Source organism: Nonomuraea fuscirosea, assembly GCF_035917475.1.
GTDB lineage: Bacteria > Actinomycetota > Actinomycetes > Streptosporangiales > Streptosporangiaceae > Nonomuraea > Nonomuraea fuscirosea.
On the sequence record NZ_CP109074.1, the window covers coordinates 401,507 to 418,465 of the forward strand.

At 70.5% G+C, this 16,959-nt stretch carries 20 protein-coding genes; 9 read left to right on the forward strand and 11 right to left on the reverse strand.

What is annotated here, in order from left to right; translation table 11 throughout:
* Nucleotides 1-2 precede the first annotated feature (2 nt).
* Complete coding sequence (locus OIE67_RS01825) at nt 3-512, reverse strand: shikimate kinase (protein ID WP_407674826.1); 510 nt, start codon at nt 510-512, stop codon at nt 3-5.
* A 38-nt stretch (nt 513-550) separates the two neighbouring features.
* Between OIE67_RS01825 and OIE67_RS01830 the strand changes: the two genes are divergently transcribed.
* Together OIE67_RS01830 and OIE67_RS01835 are read left to right on the forward strand one after the other, a co-directional pair.
* Nucleotides 551-826: a hypothetical protein gene (locus OIE67_RS01830; protein WP_106248911.1), complete on the forward strand. Its 276-nt coding sequence runs from the start codon at nt 551-553 to the stop codon at nt 824-826.
* A 16-nt stretch (nt 827-842) separates the two neighbouring features.
* Nucleotides 843-1,226 carry a ChaB family protein gene (locus OIE67_RS01835; RefSeq protein WP_106248912.1) on the forward strand — a complete coding sequence of 128 codons (384 nt, stop codon included), beginning with the start codon at nt 843-845 and terminating at the stop codon, nt 1,224-1,226.
* A 75-nt stretch (nt 1,227-1,301) separates the two neighbouring features.
* Here the strand turns inward: OIE67_RS01835 and OIE67_RS01840 are convergent, their stop codons facing one another.
* The 3 genes from OIE67_RS01840 to OIE67_RS01850 all read right to left on the reverse strand — a co-directional run bounded on the left by OIE67_RS01840 (nt 1,302) and on the right by OIE67_RS01850 (nt 4,504).
* The gene (locus OIE67_RS01840) at nt 1,302-3,131 is read right to left on the reverse strand and encodes a transketolase (protein WP_326636009.1); all 1,830 of its coding nucleotides are present in this window, start codon (nt 3,129-3,131) and stop codon (nt 1,302-1,304) included.
* A 94-nt stretch (nt 3,132-3,225) separates the two neighbouring features.
* A complete protein-coding gene (locus OIE67_RS01845; protein WP_326636012.1) occupies nt 3,226-4,236 on the reverse strand; it encodes an SDR family oxidoreductase in 1,011 nt (336 codons plus the stop codon).
* A gap of 7 nt (nt 4,237-4,243) precedes the next feature.
* Nucleotides 4,244-4,504 (reverse strand): hypothetical protein, encoded by a 261-nt coding sequence (locus tag OIE67_RS01850; protein WP_326636013.1) that lies wholly within the window; start codon nt 4,502-4,504, stop codon nt 4,244-4,246.
* Nucleotides 4,505-4,579: 75 nt separating this feature from the next.
* On the opposite strand from OIE67_RS01850, the gene OIE67_RS01855 reads away from it, so the two are divergent.
* Genes OIE67_RS01855 through OIE67_RS01865 form a run of 3 tightly spaced genes read left to right on the forward strand, consistent with a single transcriptional unit; the run spans nt 4,580 to nt 6,635 of the window.
* The gene (locus OIE67_RS01855; protein ID WP_326636015.1) at nt 4,580-5,602 is read left to right on the forward strand and encodes a DNA topoisomerase IB; all 1,023 of its coding nucleotides are present in this window, start codon (nt 4,580-4,582) and stop codon (nt 5,600-5,602) included.
* A 45-nt stretch (nt 5,603-5,647) separates the two neighbouring features.
* A complete protein-coding gene (locus OIE67_RS01860; RefSeq protein WP_326636017.1) occupies nt 5,648-5,896 on the forward strand; it encodes a BON domain-containing protein in 249 nt (82 codons plus the stop codon).
* Nucleotides 5,889-6,635, forward strand: coding sequence for a metallophosphoesterase family protein (locus tag OIE67_RS01865; protein WP_219912285.1), 747 nt, complete (start codon nt 5,889-5,891; stop codon nt 6,633-6,635). Before OIE67_RS01860 ends, OIE67_RS01865 begins: the two co-directional genes overlap by 8 nt.
* Before the next feature lie 153 nt (nt 6,636-6,788).
* On the opposite strand, the gene OIE67_RS01870 is transcribed toward OIE67_RS01865, so the two are convergent.
* Together OIE67_RS01870 and OIE67_RS01875 are read right to left on the reverse strand one after the other, a co-directional pair.
* Complete coding sequence (locus OIE67_RS01870) at nt 6,789-6,938, reverse strand: GPGG-motif small membrane protein (protein ID WP_181308348.1); 150 nt, start codon at nt 6,936-6,938, stop codon at nt 6,789-6,791.
* A 79-nt stretch (nt 6,939-7,017) separates the two neighbouring features.
* Entirely contained in the window at nt 7,018-7,506 is a 489-nt protein-coding gene (locus OIE67_RS01875) for a DUF1360 domain-containing protein (protein ID WP_106248921.1), read from the reverse strand.
* A gap of 70 nt (nt 7,507-7,576) precedes the next feature.
* Here OIE67_RS01875 and OIE67_RS01880 point away from each other — a divergent pair, with 70 nt between their 5' ends.
* On the forward strand, nt 7,577-8,173 hold the full coding sequence (locus tag OIE67_RS01880; RefSeq protein ID WP_106248923.1) for a nucleotidyltransferase: 597 nt from the start codon (nt 7,577-7,579) through the stop codon (nt 8,171-8,173).
* A gap of 6 nt (nt 8,174-8,179) precedes the next feature.
* Here OIE67_RS01880 and secA2 read toward each other — a convergent pair whose 3' ends face one another.
* The 4 genes from secA2 to OIE67_RS01900 all read right to left on the reverse strand — a co-directional run bounded on the left by secA2 (nt 8,180) and on the right by OIE67_RS01900 (nt 13,636).
* Nucleotides 8,180-10,303 (reverse strand): accessory Sec system translocase SecA2, encoded by a 2,124-nt coding sequence (gene secA2, locus OIE67_RS01885; RefSeq protein WP_326636024.1) that lies wholly within the window; start codon nt 10,301-10,303, stop codon nt 8,180-8,182.
* Between the two features lie 231 nt (nt 10,304-10,534).
* Nucleotides 10,535-11,407, reverse strand: coding sequence for a DMT family transporter (locus tag OIE67_RS01890; protein WP_326636026.1), 873 nt, complete (start codon nt 11,405-11,407; stop codon nt 10,535-10,537).
* Between the two features lie 240 nt (nt 11,408-11,647).
* On the reverse strand, nt 11,648-12,463 hold the full coding sequence (locus OIE67_RS01895) for an SAM-dependent methyltransferase (RefSeq protein WP_326636028.1): 816 nt from the start codon (nt 12,461-12,463) through the stop codon (nt 11,648-11,650).
* 90 nt (nt 12,464-12,553) lie between these two features.
* The gene (locus OIE67_RS01900) at nt 12,554-13,636 is read right to left on the reverse strand and encodes an acyltransferase family protein (protein WP_181308350.1); all 1,083 of its coding nucleotides are present in this window, start codon (nt 13,634-13,636) and stop codon (nt 12,554-12,556) included.
* Nucleotides 13,637-13,786: 150 nt separating this feature from the next.
* Here OIE67_RS01900 and OIE67_RS01905 point away from each other — a divergent pair, with 150 nt between their 5' ends.
* The 3 genes from OIE67_RS01905 (at nt 13,787) to OIE67_RS01915 (ending at nt 15,829) form a co-directional block, all read left to right on the forward strand.
* A complete protein-coding gene (locus OIE67_RS01905; RefSeq protein WP_106248932.1) occupies nt 13,787-14,131 on the forward strand; it encodes a hypothetical protein in 345 nt (114 codons plus the stop codon).
* Between the two features lie 105 nt (nt 14,132-14,236).
* Nucleotides 14,237-14,611: a VOC family protein gene (locus OIE67_RS01910; RefSeq protein WP_326636032.1), complete on the forward strand. Its 375-nt coding sequence runs from the start codon at nt 14,237-14,239 to the stop codon at nt 14,609-14,611.
* 189 nt (nt 14,612-14,800) lie between these two features.
* Complete coding sequence (locus OIE67_RS01915) at nt 14,801-15,829, forward strand: DMT family protein (protein WP_326636034.1); 1,029 nt, start codon at nt 14,801-14,803, stop codon at nt 15,827-15,829.
* Here OIE67_RS01915 and OIE67_RS01920 read toward each other — a convergent pair.
* Complete coding sequence (locus OIE67_RS01920) at nt 15,756-16,892, reverse strand: FAD-dependent monooxygenase (protein ID WP_326636036.1); 1,137 nt, start codon at nt 16,890-16,892, stop codon at nt 15,756-15,758. The genes OIE67_RS01915 and OIE67_RS01920 overlap by 74 nt on opposite strands.
* Nucleotides 16,893-16,959: the final 67 nt, after the last annotated feature.

Below are 16,959 nucleotides of genomic sequence, written 5' to 3' on the forward strand. Positions count from 1 at the left end.
TATCAGGTGTGATCGCCGTCGGGCAAACCCATTTTGCGCAGCACCTCGTCGCGTACCTGCTCGGGGCTGAGCACGCCGACGTCGCAGATCAGGTCCGCCACCTCGTGGAAGAAGTGTTCGCGCCGGGCCCGCATGGTCGCCGGGTCGTAGTCGGGACGGTGATCGCTCGTGCGCATCCGCCGCGCCAGCACGTCGTCCGTCGCGTCGACCCAGACCACGAACGCCCGGCCCATCGCCGCCCGAACCTCGGGGCTCTCCAGCGTGCTAGCCGCCGCCGCGATCACCTTCGGCTCACCCGCCAGCATGTCCAGCACGTGCTCGGCCTCGTAGCGGTGCAACGTCTCCTTGCCCTCCCGGGCGGCTATCGGCGCCGAGGTGGCGCCGTAGCGCTCCTGGAGGTACTGGTCGCTGTCGGTGAACGGCAGCCCGAGAGCCGCCGCGATCAGGCGTCCCGAGGTCGTCTTGCCTGATCCCATCAGCCCAATCATTACGACGGGTTTGTTTTTCGCCATGTGGATAGAGGTTCCTTCGTGTCAAGGAGGTAAATCTGATGACCATCGCCGGAAGCATCATCCTCATCATGCTCGGTGCGATCCTCACCTGGGCCGTCGAGTTCGACCTCGCCGGTCTCGACATCAACGTAGTGGGTGTCATCCTCATGCTCGGCGGCATCGTCGGACTCCTGTTCGGCATCTACAGGATCCGCGTCACCCGGCGAGCGGTCGGCCCGATCGAGGAGCCGGTGCACCGCCACGAGATCTACGAGGAGCCCGAGGCGCGCAGGACCACCGTGTACGAGGAGCGCCGCCACGAACCGCCCCTCTAGGAGGTGTGAGATCGACATGCCAGGCGTTGAAGAGCTGCCATCGACCGTCAGGCGTTCTCCCAAGAAAGCGCAGCGTACCTGGATCAAGGCGCACGATTCGGCCGTCGAGGAGTACGGCGAGGGCCGGCGCGCCCACATGACGGCGTTCGCCGCGCTCAAGCACTCCTTCGAGAAGGTCGGCGACCACTGGGAGCCGAAGGACGAGAAGGGCCCTTCCGACAAGGGCGCCACGGACCGGTCCGGGCGCACCCAGGAGGGGGTGGACGCCAACGCGAGCAAGGAGCACCTGCGGGGCGTGGCGGCCAGGCTGGGCGTGGTGGGCCGGTCGAAGATGACCAAGCAGGAGCTGGTGGCGGCCATCAAGAAGGCCAACAGGAAGGCCACGGCCAAGTCCCGCTGAGAGCCCCCGTCAGTCCTGAAAGAAGGGCCGGTGGTCGGGAGACCACCGGCCCTTCACCGTGCCGCCGCCCGGCTGTCACAGCAGCCGCTTGACCGCCGCGACGATGGCGGCGCGGTCGATGCCGGCGTCGGCGAGCTGTTCCCGCGGGGTCGCGGATCCGGGCAGGTCGGTCACGGCCAGCTTCACCACTCGCGGCCCCAGCTCGCTCACCGCGTCCGAGACCGCGTCGCCGAGCCCGCCCTCGGCCCGGTGGTCCTCGACCGTGATCAGGGTGCCGGTGGTGGTCGCCGCCTCGATGAGCGCCGCCGCGTCGACGGGCTTGATCGAGTACAGGTCGATGACGCCGACCGGGATGTCGCTGGCCCGCAGCTCGTCGGCCGCGGCCAGGGCCTCGTGCACGGTCACGCCGGCCGCCACGATGGTGGCCCGGTCGCCGGGGTTCTGCCGCAGCACGCGTGACCCGCCGACGGGGAACCGCTCGCCCGGCTCGTAGATGACCGGGGTGTCGCCCCGCGTGGTACGCAGGTAGGACACGCCTTCGAGGTCGGCCATCTCGGAGAGCAGCGCGGCCGTCTGGTTGGCGTCGCACGGGTAGAGCACGGTGCTGCCGTACGTGGTGCGCAGCATGGCCAGGTCCTCAAGGCCCATCTGCGAGGGGCCGTCCTCGCCGATCGCCACCCCCGCGTGCGAGCCGACCAGCCGGATGGAGGCCCCGCTCACCCCGGCCATCCTGATGAAGTCGTGCGCCCTGGTGAGGAACGCCGCGAACGTGGCCGCGTACGGCTTCCACCCGCGCACCTGCATCCCGACGGCCGCCGCCACGAGCTGCTGCTCGGCGATGTACATCTCGAAGAAGCGCTCGGGGAACTCCTCGGCGAACGCCTGGGTCTTGGTGGAGTCGGCGACCTCGCCGTCCAGCGCCACGACGTCGCCCCTGGCCGTGCCGAGCGCCTTCAGCGCCTCCCCGTACGCGGCCCGCGTGCTGACCTGGTCCCCGACGGGCCAGGCGGGCACCTGCATCCCGCTGGTGGCGAACCGGTACGGCGTCGCGTCGGACTCGGGCCTGTGCACCTCGACCCGTACGTTCCTGCTGCCGCCCAGCTCCGTCACGGCCTTGTCGGGGTCCTTCAGCGCCTTGCCATGCGCGCCCTCGCGGTTCTCGACCTCCAGGACCCCTTCGCCCTTGCGGGTCTTGGCCAGGATCGCGGTAGGCCGCCGGCGCGTGTTGCAGGCGTCGTTCAAGGCGTAGTCGATCTGTCCTGGGTCGTGCCCGTCGATCTCGATCGTGTGCCAGCCGAACGCCCCGAACCTGCGCGCGTACGCGCCGGTGTCCCAGCCGTGCCGGGTGGGGCCGCGCTGCCCGAGCCGGTTGACGTCCACGATGGCGATCAGGTTGGCCAGTCCTTCGGTCCCCGCGTGTTCCGCGGCCTCCCAGATGGATCCCTCGGCCAGCTCGCTGTCACCGCAGAGCACCCACACGCGGTACGGCATCCGTTCCAGCCGCCCGGCCATCGCCACGCCCACGCCCACGGGCAGGCCCTGCCCGAGCGAGCCGGTGGCGACGTCCACCCAGGGCAGCCGGGGTGTCGGATGCCCCTCCAACCGGCTGCCCCGGCGCCGGAACGTCAGCAGCTCCTCATCGTCGATCACGCCCGCGGCCTTGTACAGCGAGTAGAGCAGGGGAGAGGCGTGCCCCTTGGAGAAGATCAGATGGTCGTTGGCCGGATTGGCCGGGTCGTCGAAGTCGTAGCGCAGGTGGCAGGCGAACAGCACCGCCATCAGATCGGCCGCGGACATCGACGAGGTGGGGTGGCCGGAGCCCGCCTCGGCGGCGGCTCGCACGGAGTCGACGCGTAGCTGTGCCGCCAGTTCGGCAAGGTACTGGAGATCGCGTTCAGGCATCATCGCCTCCTCGAAAGCGGTTTCTGCGGCGCCTACCCCCGCGCGATCCCGTTAAAGCGATCGGGAGCGCGCGGTGACGCGGCGTGCCGGAGTTGCGCTATGAGCGCCTGAACCGGACCACGGCGGCGATGGCGGCGGCCGTGCCCGCGGCCAGGGTCAGCAGGACCGGCCGCCGGTGCTGGGAGAGCCAGAGCTGAGGGCTGCGCTTGTGGGAGCGGGAGTCGAAGGAGCCGTGCGCGCCGTAGTCCGTGGACTCGTCGGCCGGCTCCCACAGGTTGGCCACGCCGGTGGGCGCCTTCTCCTCCGTCACCTGGGACTTCGCGCCCGACCTGGCCAGGTAGCGGTCCACCAGCGCCGGGGCGGCGCGCTGCGCGAGCAGGGTGAGCGCGGTGCTGGTGCCGACCCAGTACTCCTTGCGCTCCGGGTGCTCGGCCGCGTACACGATCGCCCTGGCCGCCACCTCGGGCTGGTAGATCGGGGGTACGGGCTGCGGATGGCGGCGCAGCTTGGACAGGACCCAGTCGAACTGGGGTGTGTTGACCGCGGGGAGCTGGACGAGCGTGATGTCGATGCCGCTGCCGTCGCCCATGAGCTCCGTGCGGACCGACTCGGTGAAGCCCTTGATCGCGTGTTTCGCCCCGCAGTACGCGGACTGCAGGGGGATGCCGCGATAGGACAGGGCCGAGCCCGTCTGGACGATGGCGCCGGCGTTGCGCGGGCCCATGACGTCCAGGGCTGCTTTCGTGCACCAGACGTAGCCCAGGTAGGTGACCGCGGTGGTGCGTTCGTACTCTTCCGGGGATATGTCGGTGAACTTGGCGAACACCGAGGAGAAGGCGGTGTTGATCCATACGGATATGGGGCCCATCTCCTTCTCGATGCGCTCGGCGGCGTGGCGTACCTGCTCGTAGTCCGCCACGTCGGCCTCGTAGACCTGACCCGTGCCGCCTTCGGCGCCGACGTCCACGGCGGCGGCGCCGAGGCCCGCGGTGCCGCGGGCGATCAGCGCCACCTTCGCGCCCTGCGCGCCGAGCATGCGGACGACCGCGCGCCCGACTCCGCCGCTCGCGCCCGTCACCACCACTACCCGCCCTCGAAGTGGTGCCATGTCGAGATCAGCCCGCCTCTCCGTGTGCGCCCTTGTTCTTCTGCCGCTTCACCGCCAGCGTGATGTCGACCACCGTCGCGACCGCCAGCAGGACGGCGATCCCCGCCAGTACCCATGCTCGGGCGATGATGCCGAGCACCGTGAACGCGAACAGGAAGACCAGGAGGAACGAGCCCACCCTGATGTGCACCACGTCGCGCGGCGTGGCGGGCACCATGGCATGACCTCGCCGATCCCGCTGCTCGTGCCACTCTCCGTTATCAGACATGCGCCTCACCTGCCCGTACCGTTTGCCGCCTAACGTCCGGGGTAGCCGCCTCCCGTGCCTGATGGTGATCCTCGTATGGAGTCGTCCCCCGGGCCGGAGCTGCGCCCGAGCGACCAGAACGAGCCGGGGATCGTCCGCCGGCGGCGCGGCCGGGGGTTCAGCTACCTCGGCCCCGACGGCGCACCGGTGCGCGACCCGGACACGCTGGCCCGGATCAAGGCGCTGGCCATCCCGCCGGCCTGGCAGGACGTGTGGATCTGCGGCTCGCCCGACGGCCATCTGCAGGCCGTGGGGACGGACGCGGCGGGCCGGCGGCAGTACCGCTACCACGACGTGTGGCGTGAGCAGCAGGACCGGGTCAAGTTCGACCGGGTGCTGGACGTCGCCGAGCGGCTGCCCGCGTTCAGGAAGGCCGTGGACGACCAGCTGGAGGGGCGCGGGCTGACCAGGCAGCGGGTCCTGGCCGTCGCGGCCAGGCTGCTCGACATCGGCTTCTTCCGCATCGGCGGGGAGAGTTACGACACCTACGGGCTGGCCACGCTGCGGATGGAGCACATCACCTGCTCCAGCGGCATCATCGTCTGCTCCTACCAGGCCAAGGGCGACATCGCGCGCGAGGTCGAGGTGGCCGACCCGGCGGCGTGCAAGGTGCTCAGGGCGCTCAAGGGCCTCGGCGTGCAGGGCGAGCTGCTGCGTTACCGGCACTCCGGCGGCTGGAGCGACATCAGGAGCGAGGACATCAACGAGTACCTGCGCGAGATCATCGGCTACGAGGTCACCGCGAAGGACTTCCGCACCTGGCACGCCACCGTGCTCGCGGCCGTCGGGCTGGCGGTGTCGCGGCCGGCCAGGACTCACGGCCGCACCGGCAAGCAGCGCGCGGTGACCCGGGTGATGCGCGAGGTCGCCGAGTACCTGGGCAACACGCCGACCGTGGCCAGGGCGTCGTACGTGGATCCGCGCGTCGTGGAGGCCTACGAGCGGGACAGGACCATCGCCGCGGCGCTGACCGAGCTGGGCGCGGACGCCGACTTCGGGCAGCTCGCCACGGCGGGCCGGGTGGAACAGGCAACTATTGAGCTGATTCGTGCCGTTTGAGGGGTTCTAACCCGGGCATGCGGCGACAGGAGAGGGAGGCTTGCGATGGAAGCTCCGCAGTACGTCGCGGCCCGCGTCCAGCAGGCGCTGGCCGAGGACGGACGGACGCACGAGCTCGGAATTCGCGTCGACATCAGAGGTGACCAGCTGTTCCTGCGCGGCCAGGTGAGCGGGACGGAGCAGCGCGAACGGCTCGGCCAGGTGGCGCACGAGGCCGCGCCCGAGCTCCATGTGCACAACGAGATCAACATCGTGGAGGCGACCGCGCCGGGGGAGGATGAACATCTTGACTGACCTGCGCATAGCCGCGGTGGGGGACATCCACCTGGGCGAAGACGTCAGAGGCCGCTACCGCAAGAAACTCGACGGCATCGAGGACCGCGCGGACGTGTTCATGCTGGCGGGCGACCTGACCAGGCACGGCACGCTGGAGGAGGGCAGGCTGGTGGCCGACGAGCTGCGCGGCCTGCCGATCCCCACCGTCGCGGTGCTCGGCAACCACGACTACCACTCGGACCTCCAGTACGAGATCGCCGCCGAACTGCGCGACGCCGGCGTCATCGTCCTGGACGACGACGGCGTGGTGATCCAGTGCGGCGACAAGAAGCTGGGCGTGGTCGGCGGGAAGGGCTTCGGCGGCGGGTTCGCCGGCAAGTGCGCCAGCGAGTTCGGCGAGCGCGAGATCAAGAACTTCGTCTCCCACACGCGCCAGATCGCCGAGAAGTGGAAGGTGGCGCTCAAGGAGATCGTGGCCGACGAGCGGGTGGTGCTCTCTCACTACTCCCCGACCAAGGAGACGCTGGAGGGGGAGCCGCACGAGATCTACCCCTTCCTGGGCAGCTACCTGCTGGCCGAGGCGGTCGACACGGCGGGCGCCGACCTGATCCTGCACGGGCACGCGCACAAGGGCAGCGAGAAGGGCATGACGCCGGGCGGCATCAGGGTGCGCAACGTGGCGCTGCCGGTGCTGAACCGGGCCTACGCCGTCTACTGCCTCGACTGTGAGAACGGCTTCGCCGCCGAAGGCGGCTGAACGGCGCGGACACCGAAGCGCACAGGCTCCTCGGAAATGAGGAGCCTGTGCGCTTTTCCGGGTGCTTTTCCGACGGGCATGAGAGACCGCTGGACCGTTCTCGGAGATCGGCCCAGCGGTCGGGAACGGGTGGGCGGCCGGTGACGGGCGCCCCTAGACATTGAAGATGCTGACCCCACCAGGCCCGACCAGGAAACCGATCACGATGAGGACGATCCCCCAGAGCAGGTCGCGCCGGGCCAGGATCACGTAGATCCCGGAGATGACGAGAATGACGGCGATGATCCAGAGCAAAGTAGCCATGCGCACCAACTGCCCTCAGCGGTCACCCCTTAACGTCTTTTCCTTCCGGTAAGAGGAAGAAGATCTTCTCGCCCGTTCGTCACTCGCCGGCCGACTTCATCAGCTTCGCGTAACCCAGCTGCAGCCAGTCGGAGATCGCGACCGCGGTCATGGTCGCGCCCACGAGCCTGGTCGCCTTGGGGGCGAGCACCAGGCCCGCCGCGTACCCGGTGGCCACCCACTGGGCCAGGCAGAACGGGCAGGCGAGCAGCTCGCCGATGGCGCCCTTGGGCTTCTCCTGGAGCTCGGAGGGGCCGCCCTGGCCCTCGTACTCGGTGAAGGGGGCGCGCAGCGGGCTGGTGACGGGATCCTTGGCCAGGCGCCGCGACACCTTGTGCGTGCACGCCGCCATGAGCACGAGGTCCATGACCCCGACGTGGTCGGGCGCGCGGCGGCCGGCCAGCAGCGCCGCGGCGGCGGCCATCGCCACCGTGCCGCCGTACGCGCTGAGCAGCCCGAGGTAGCCGCGGAGCGGGCGATCGTGCTCTCCTTCGTACGCGCGCTCCGTCTTTTCCAGTATTTCGGTCATACGCCCTGGCGCTACCCGGAAGCCTTACCCTCCAACGTCTAGCCGCCGATGGGCTGGGTAGCCCGGTCACATGAGCAGCCACGGTCACGCGGTCACCGACGCCATCCTGGACACGCTCAAGCGTGCCAGCTCTGGGCTGAAGGACGCCGGAGTGAAGTTCGCGCTGGCCGGCGGCTGCGCGGCCTACGCGCGCGGGGCGGCGCCCTCGCTGCACGACGTCGACTTCGTGCTGACCGAGCACGACGTGCCCGCCGCGCTGGAGGCGCTGCGCGGGCTGGGCTTCCAGACGGCCAAGCCGCCGGAGGACTGGCTGGTCAAGGCCTACGACGAGGGCCGCCTGGTCGACCTCATCTTCCGGGTGTCCGACCTGCCGATCACCGACGAGCTGCTCGACCGGGCCGAGCCGCTGAAGGCGTCGGCGGTGATCGTGCCGGTGCTGGAGGCCACCGACCTGGTCATCTCGTGGTTGCTGCCGCTGTCTGAGCACGCCTGCGACTACGGCGCGCTGCTGGCCCAGGTGCGGGCGCTGCGCGAGCAGGTCGACTGGTCCCGGGTGGCCGCCGTGACGGCCAAGTCGCCGTACGCGGCCACGTTCATCACCCTGCTGGAACGGCTGGGCGTGCTGGACGGCCCGGTGGTCGCCTCCGGCGACCCCACCTGGCCGTGAGCGCGCTCAGCCCCTGCGGGTGGCGGCGGTGACGCGCTTGAGGATGCGGTCCCACTCGGTGCCGAACGGGTTGTCCTGGACCAGGTAGGTCCACGTCGCCGTCGGCCGCCCCAGATCGGGCTCCGGCGCCTCGAACGACTCCAGCGAGCGCCGCTCCACCTCGGCGAGCAGTGACTTGTACTCTTTGACCGCCTCGCGGTGGAACTCGTCGATCGGGCTCATCCGGCCCAGCGCTCGCAGGTGGATGCCCTCGCGCAGGTCGGTCAGGAACGCCAGGTGCTCGGTCCAGCAGCGGTCGATGGCGTGCAGCACGATCTGGCGGGCCGTCTCGTTTCTGGTGTCCTCAGGCAGCTCCGCCCAGCGCTCGGGGTCGGCCTCGGCCAGCGCCTTGGCGGCGGCGTCGCCGTGCAGCACCTTGTCGCGCCACTCCAGGATGAGCTCGCGCTGGTGTTCGAGCAGGCGCGTGTAGCGCCACGTGTTGCGGTGGATCTCCAGGTTGACGCCCTCGGCGACGCGCTGGGCGTGGCCGACGAGGTAGGCGCCGCGCCGGTGGCGGACCAGGCCGTCGGCGTCGGCGGCGGGCGGGCGCTCGTCGGGGACGAACTGGGTGATCAGGTCGTCCTTCATGCTGACGAAGAAGACCGACCCGCCCGGGTCGCCCTGGCGGCCCGCGCGCCCGCGGAGCTGGTCGTCCAGGCGGCTGCTGGCGTGCCGGCCCGAGCCGATCACGTAGAGGCCGCCCAGCTCGGCCACGCCGTCGCCGAGGCGGATGTCGGTGCCGCGCCCGGCCATCTGGGTCGAGACCGTGATGGCGTCGCGCTCGCCGGCCCTGGCGATGATCGCGGCCTCTTCGGCGTCGTTCTTGGCGTTGAGCACGACCGGCTCCAGGCCGCGCCGCTGCAGCAGCTTGGCCAGGTTCTCCGACTCGGCCACGTCGAGCGTGCCGATGAGGATGGGCCGGCCGCTCTCGTGCACGGACTGGATCTCCTCGACCAGCGCCGCGTCCTTGTCGGGCACGGCCGGGTAGACGCGGTCGGGCTCGTCGGTGCGCACGCACGGCCGGTTGGGCGGGATCACCGCGACCTTGAGCCCGTAGAACTCGCCGAGCTGCTCGCTGACCGCCACGGCGGTGCCCGTCATGCCGCAGATCTGCGGATAACGGCGGATCAGGCCTTGCACGGTGATCGAGTCGAGGATCTCGCCCTTCTGGCTCGGGGGCAGCGCCTCCTTGGCCTCCACGGCCGCCTGGAGGCCGTTGGGCCAGCGCTGCAGCAGCGCCACCCGGCCGCGTGAGGGGTTGATCAGCTGCACCTTGCCGTCGCGCACGATGTAGTCGACGTCGCGGGCCAGCAGCGCGTGGGCGTGCAGGGCCAGGTTGAGCTCGATCAGCGTGCCGGGCTCGTGCTCGTCGTAGAGCTCGACGCCGAGCAGGTTCTCGACACTGTCGGCGCCCTTGGGGGTGAGGTAGACGTTGCGGGCCTGCTCGTCGATCTCGTAGTGGTAGCCGCGGACGAGCTGGCGCACCAGCGCCGCCATCTCCGGCACCGCGCTGCCCGGATCGGCCGCGCCCGCCATGACCAGCGGCACCCGGGCCTCGTCCACGAGCACGGAGTCGGCCTCGTCGATCAGCGCCACCTCGGGCGCGGGCACGATGATCTCGCTCGCGTCGGTACGCAGCCGGTCGCGCAGCACGTCGAACCCGATCTCGCTGACCGGCCCGTACGTCACGTCCTTCGCGTAGGCCGCGCGCCGCTCCTCGGGCGTGGAGTTCTGGTCGATCCAGCCCACGCTCACGCCGAGCGCCTCGTAGAACGGGCCCATCCACTCGGCGTCACGCCTGGCCAGGTAGTCGTTGACCGAGATGACGTGCACCCGCTTGCCCTGCAAGGCGTAGCCGGCCGCCGCCATGGCCCCCGACAGGGTCTTGCCCTCGCCGGTGGCCATCTCGGCGACCTTGCCGTCGAGCAGGGCCAGCGTGCCGAGCAGCTGCACGTCGTAGGGGCGCAGCCCGAGGGTGCGGTCGGCGGCCTCGCGCGCGACCGCGCAGAACTCGGCCAGATCGTCCATGCCGGGCGAGGGCAGCTCGTCGAGATCGCCGACCCGGCCGGCGCGCGCGTGCGCCGCCTTCACGACCTTCTGGTAGGGCGTCAGAGGAACGCCTCCCGGCCGATCCAGAAGGTTCCTCAGTATTCCCTTGAACGAGGCCACACTTCCTCCAACGCGCGCTTCGCCGACACCGTTCCCTCGGCCGGCCCTGTGCCGGCTCCGCCGGCCTTCTGCCGTGTCAGGGGGAGCGGAGCGACGGTCCGGCAAGCGTCGCCGTACCGGACCTTAACTCATCCGGCCGCCTGCGCCGTCACATCACGCCGCATCGGCCCGTGCGGCGAGTACGGTGACGGCGGCCAGCAGCAGCAGGCAGCCGGCCCAGGCCGGCGCCGTGAGCTGTTCACCGAACAGCACGACCCCGAGCAGCGCCGCGCCCACCGCCTCGCCGAGCGAGATGATCGACACGGTGGTGGCCCGCAGGGCGGTCAGCGCGCGGAAGAACAGCCCGTACGCCAGCGCGGTCGGCACCGCGCCCAGATAGACCAGCAGCCAGGCCGAGGTCCAGCTCAGCTCGGGCACCACCCCTTCGGCCAGCGCGAACGGCGCCAGGCAGACAGCGCCGACGACGAACCCGCCGATCGACACGGACTGGGGGTCGTCGTCGCGGTAGCGGCGGGAGAAGAGCGTCACTCCCGCGTACCCGGCGGCCGAGCCCAGGGCGAAGGCGATGCCGAGCACCGAGGACGCGCGGGCCTGCAGCACGCTCTCGCCCGTGAGCAGGAGCAGCCCGGCCAGGGCGGCGGCCAGGGCGGCGAGCGCGACCCGGCCGAGGTGCTCGCGCAGCAGGAAACGGCTGCCCAGAGCGGTGAAGACCGGAGTGGCGCCCATGGTCACCACCGTCGCGAGCGCGACGCCGGTGTGCGCGATGGCGGCGAAGTACGCGGTCTGGTAGACGGCCATCCCGGCGCCGACGACCAGGACGCGCCAGGTGAGCAGCCCGCCCCGAGGCCGCCGGCGGGCCAGGGCGAGCAGGAAGGCGGCGCCGAGCAGGTAGCGCCAGAGTGACACGCCGACGGGGCCGAGGCCGCCCGTCTCGAAGAGCAGGGCGCCGGCCGCGCCGCCGGTGCCCCAGGCGGTCGCGGCCACGGACACGTAAAGGGCGCCCCGCCGGGCGGAGACATGGGTCATGACAGGGGTTCTCCGGATGGAGTGGTCGGAATGGGCCCGTATGCGGGCAGCGACCACCCCCGGATCCGTCAGACCCGGCGATATCTGGACAGGCCGCCCGCTAGAGGGCGGGCGGAGGGGAGCAGATCAGACGTCGCGGCATGGGCCACAGCGTAGCGGCCGCACGAGGCTCACCGCGACGGCGTATCCGCGCCGCACGTTCACGGCGTTCCGGGCCGCACACTCGCGGCGTTCCCAGCCTCATGGTTTGCGGGCCACCCCGCCCACCAGCAGTTCCTCCCAGGGCGCGAGCGGGCCGGGGAGGCGATCGTCGGGATGCCACTCGGGGAAGTGCACGACGCCGGGCTCCACGAGCGTCAGGCCGTCGAAGAAGCGCTCGACGGCTTCGCGGTCGCGGAAGTGCCCGGTGCCCATGGTCGCCTGGAGCATGATCTCCAGCGCCTTGGCCTTCGGGTTGTCCGAGGCCAGGAAGTTGGAGGCGGCCAGGTGACTGCCCGGGGCCAGTGCGTCCATGTACCGCCTGACCAGGCCGTGCGGCTGCTCCTCGTCGGAGAACAGGTGCAGCACGCCGATGACCAGGATCGCCGTCGGCTGTGACAGGTCGATCAGCCGGCGCAGGGCCGGATGGCCGAGCACAGCGTCCACGTCGCGGGCGTCGGCGGTGATGGCGTCGGCGTTCGGGTTGCCGCCGAGTATGGCGCGGGCGTGCGGCTCCACCATGGGGTCGATGTCCACATAGACCACCCGGGCCTGGGGGTCGGCGAACTGGGCCACCTCGTGGGTGTTCTCGACCGTGGGCAGCCCGGCGCCGAGGTCGATGATCTGCTTGACGCCCGCCTCGCGGACGAGGAAGTCGACGACCCGGCCGATGAAGGCCCGGTTGCACCACATGAGGTCGACGACCTCGGGCACCGCGTCCTTGAGCCGGCGCGCCACCGAGCGGTCGGAGGAGAAGTTCTCCTGGCCGCCCAGCAGGGCGTCGTGCACCCGGGCCACGCTGGGCCGCTCGGGATCGACGCCCGGAGGGGCCCACTCCTGCTCGCCGCTGAGACTCATCCGAGCTCCTTCTGCCATCCGTGACGCGGATCGTATCCAGAGCCGGGGCGCCCACGCTCCGGCTGGCGTGCGGTTGTCAGGAGAGTCAGTTCACGCAGTCGGGCTGCCCGCCGGGACCACGGCGTGCGCGGGCGGCTCCCGTTTCGACAGCAGCCGCTTGAGCCGGGGCGCGAGCGGCCGCTCCACGAACCGGTGCACCAGGTAGGCCGCCCCCAGCATGACCGCGATCATCGCCACGAGCAGCACGTACTTGTTGACCGTGTCCTCCAGCCGGGCGAACAGGATGAACCCGACGTGGGCGTGCAGCAGGTAGAGCGGATAGGTGAGTGCCCCCGCCGTCACCAGCGCCGGCCTGGCCAGCACCCGCGTCACCCGCAGCGCCACGAACGTCATGATCAGGAAGATCAGCACGACCACGGCCGTGATGATCGCCGGTGAGTACGTCACCGAGTACCGCGTGCCGACCGCCTCCGCGTACCCGATGGCCCGGTAGACCGCGTTGCCCAGGCAGATCGGCACCAGCAGCGCGATCTGCACGCTCAGCCCGAAGCGGTAGAGCATGAACAGCGCCATCCCGGCGATGAAGTAGTGGGAGAACTCCGACTGCACGACCAGGTCCGCGATGCCCGGCAGCAGCCCCAGCTCGACCAGGAAGGTCAGCGCCAGCCAGCCCCACAGCCCGGCCATGATCCGGCCCTTGGTCATCCCGATGAAGGTGAAGGCCAGCATCAGCAGGTAGAACCGCATCTCGGCCCAGAGCGTCCAGTAGACGACGTCCACGTTCTCGATGTTCGGCACCGACTGGAACATGGTCAGGTTGGCCAGCACCTGCGGTAACGAGACCTGGAACAGCCCCTGTCCGAGCGTCACGGTCACCACGGCGGTGATCGCGATGCCGATCCAGTACGCCGGATAGAGCCGGACCACGCGGGACACCACGAACTGCCGGGGCGTCCTGCCCCAGGCGCTCATGAGCACGACGAAACCACTGATGAGGAAGAACAGGTCGACACCGAGATAGCCGTACTTGGCCCAGGCGCTCTCGGTGACGAACGTCACAGTGGTCTTGCCGCCCGCCCACCCGGAGAAGACGTAGTGGAACAGCACGACGCAAAGTGCCGCCAGCAGCCGGAGCCCGTCGATCTCATAGAGCCGTTCTGGCCTGGTTCGCACGGTGATCTCCCTTCTGATGTGGACAGGGTGGCGGCATCAGCTTGCAAGTTGGTTAACGAACGTCCAAGGCATTCTTACGGGTTTACACGAATACCGACGGGTAGTTGATGTTCTGCCCGAAAAGACGGAAGAAGAGAGGAAGAGAGCCCGATGGCGCTCTGGGACTATCGACCTGACGTCTACGACCGTGGGCAGGCACTGGACATCGCTGGATTCCACGTCCAGGCCACCGACGGGAAGATCGGGTCCGTCGATGAGGCGACGTACGAGGTCGGCGAGAGCTACGTGATCGTCGACACCGGTCCGTGGATCTTCGGCAAGAAGGTCATGCTCCCGGCCCAGGTGATCACGAGCATCGATCCGCAGCAGCGGAACGTGTTCGTGTCCCGCACCAAGGCCGAGATCAAGGACGCCCCCGAGTTCGACGAGGGCACGTTCAAGGAGCCCGAGTACCGCACGCGGCTGGGGGACTACTACGGCCGTATGCACGGGTGACGCCGTGTCGCCAGAGGAGGGCCGCGCCCGAGGGCGCGGCCCTCTGGCATATGTCCGCGACGTACCTGACAGAAGATGGCAGGTACGGCTGCGAGGCTGAACGTCATGACAACGAAAGCAAGGCTGCTGGCCTTCACCATCGACTGCGCCGACCCCCGAGCCCTGGCGACCTTCTACCACGAGGTGACCGGGATGGAGATCACGTACGCGGAGGACGAGTACGCCGCCATCACCGACGGCACCACCAGCATCTACTTCGGCCGGGTGCCCGAGCGCGAGCCGGCCGCCTGGCCCGGGCCCGGCAAGCAGTTCCACCTCGACTTCCGGGTGCCGGACGTGGAGGCGGCGGTCAAGGAGTACGTCGCGCTGGGGGCCACCAGGCCCGAGTTCCAGCCGGGCGTCACCGAGGAGGGCTCGCGCTGGGTCGTGCTGCGGGACCCGCAGGGGCACCTCTTCTGCGTCTGCCCCGAAGCATCGTAAGGGGGCTGGAACGGGGCGAAACGCCTGCTCGGGCTCAAGGATGAGCCACATGTCCGTGCGAGTCGCCCCCGACTTGTAATGTTTTATCAGCCTAAAGGATGATTCTGCGGCCTCCCCGGCCTCATAAGCTGGAGCAATGCTCTTGAAAGGATCCCCGAGTCTGCGCGGGCCGCGATGACGTGGGTCGGCATGCTGATCGCCCTCGCGGGCGCGCTGGGATACGCGTTCGGGGCCGCGCTGCAGCAGTACGAGGTCGTGGCGGAAGGCGCCTCGCTCAAGCTCGCCAAGCGTCCGCGCTGGTTGGTGGGCGGCGCCATCTCCCTCAGCGGCGCGTGCCTGCACGCCGTGGCGCTCAGCTTCGCGCCCCTGGTCGCCGTGCAGCCGATCAGCGTGGCCACCCTGGTGTTCGCGGTGCCGCTGGCCGCCTTCATGTACGGGCGGCGGCCGTACCGCGCGGAGATCCTCGGCTCCATCGCCGTGGCCGTGGGCCTGCTCTGGCTCATGCTCCTGGTGCCCACGCACAACGTGACGCCCAGGCTCGGCGACGGGGCGGCGCTCGGGTTCATCGCCGTCATCGGGGTGGTCACGCTGGCCACCCAGGTGATCGCGAGCCGGGTGCACGGGCCGGCCAAGGCGCTGCTGCTGTCGATCGGCGCGGGCGCCGCCACGGCGAGCGTGTCCACGTTCGTGCGCGTGATCGGCGGCGGCATGCAGGGCGACTGGGGGCGGCTGATCCACTGGTTCAGCCTGGTCGTGCCGGTGCTGCTGGTCTGCGCGGTGGTGCTGCTGCAGCGCTCCTACGCCGTGGGTTACTTCGGCATCGCCTACGCCGGGGTGCAGGTCATCGACCCCATCACCTCCGTGCTGGCCGGAGCGCTGCTGCTCGGGGAGCCGCTGCCCACCGACGCCTCGACGGCCGTGCCCGCCGTGCTGGCCGCCGCGCTGACCATCGGCGGCACGATCACGCTGGGCCGCCTCGCCCCCGACCACAACGCCAAGCCGGTCACCGCCCACCCCGCAGCCCAGCGCGCCGCCCAACCGGCCAACGGCTCCGCGCAGCAGGCCGCCAAGCCCGCCGACGGCTCGGCGCAGCGCGCCGGCCGGCCTTCTCCTGAGCGGGCCGCGCCGCCGGTCGAGCGCACGATCACCGTGCAGGTTCCCCAGGTGGACGCCAGCGCAGCAGCTCGTCCATCGACCGCAACATCAGACCTGGGCTGAGCCGGGCCGCCGCCGACAGGCCGGCGTCACGCAGCCACACCGCCGCCGGGTTGCGGATCTTGCTCATCCGGCACAGCGTCATGGACCGCTGAACGATCTTCGTGGTGCGCTCCACCCGGGCGGCCGAGTAGGCGGCCAGGTCGCCCCCGGCCACGTGCGCCAGCACCACGCCGTCCTCGATCGCCTGGCAGGCGCCCTGCCCGAGGTTCGGGGTCATCGCATGGGCGGCGTCCCCGACCAGCGCCACCTGGCCCCGGTGGAAGGCGGGCAGCGGCCGGGCGTGGTGGTGGATGTCGTTCCTGATGATCATCGCGGGGTCGGCCGCCCGCAGCAGCGCGGGGATCGGCTCGTGCCAGCCGCCGAACCTGCGCAGCAGCTCCTCCCGCTCGTCGGCGTGCACGGTCCCGGCGGGCAGCACGTCGGTGGCGTAGAAGTAGACCACGTTCCCGGCCAGCAGGTGGACGCCGAACACCGTGCCCCGGCCCCAGCTCTCCGAGCGCGGGACGGTCAGGCCGCCGCGCTGGACGAGGCCGCGCCAGGCCGTCACCCCCGAGTACGCCGGCCCTGGATGCCCGGGGAAGAGCGCGCGCCGGATGGCCGAATGGATGCCGTCGGCCGCCACGACCAGGTCGGCGTCCAGGTCGCCCGCCTCCGTGCGGACGACGCCCCGGTCCGCGTCCACGTCCTTGACGGCCGTGCCGAGCAGCAGCCGGTCGTGGCCGAGCGCGTCCAGCAGCACCTCCATCAGCGTGGCGCGCAGCAGGACCACCACCGAGTCGCCGTAATCGGCGTCGGCGTCCGCCTCGGTGGCGCGCACCATCCAGCGCCCGTCCGAGCGCCGCACGCCGAAAGGACCCTCCGCCGCCGAGAGCGCGCGGATCCGGTCGCCGAGGCCGACGGCGTCGAGCGCCTTGAGCGCGTTGGCCGAGATCGCCAGCCCCGATCCGACCGGCTCGATCACCGGCACGCGCTCCAGGACGGTCACGTCCCATCCCTTGCGGCGCAGCGCCACCCCGGCGGCCAGACCGCCGACCCCACCGCCGATCACCACGGCTTTCGCCATCGCGCATCACTCCCTCACTACGTCTGTAGTGTCACTGTACTACGCCTGTAGTCCGCTTCCACTACCC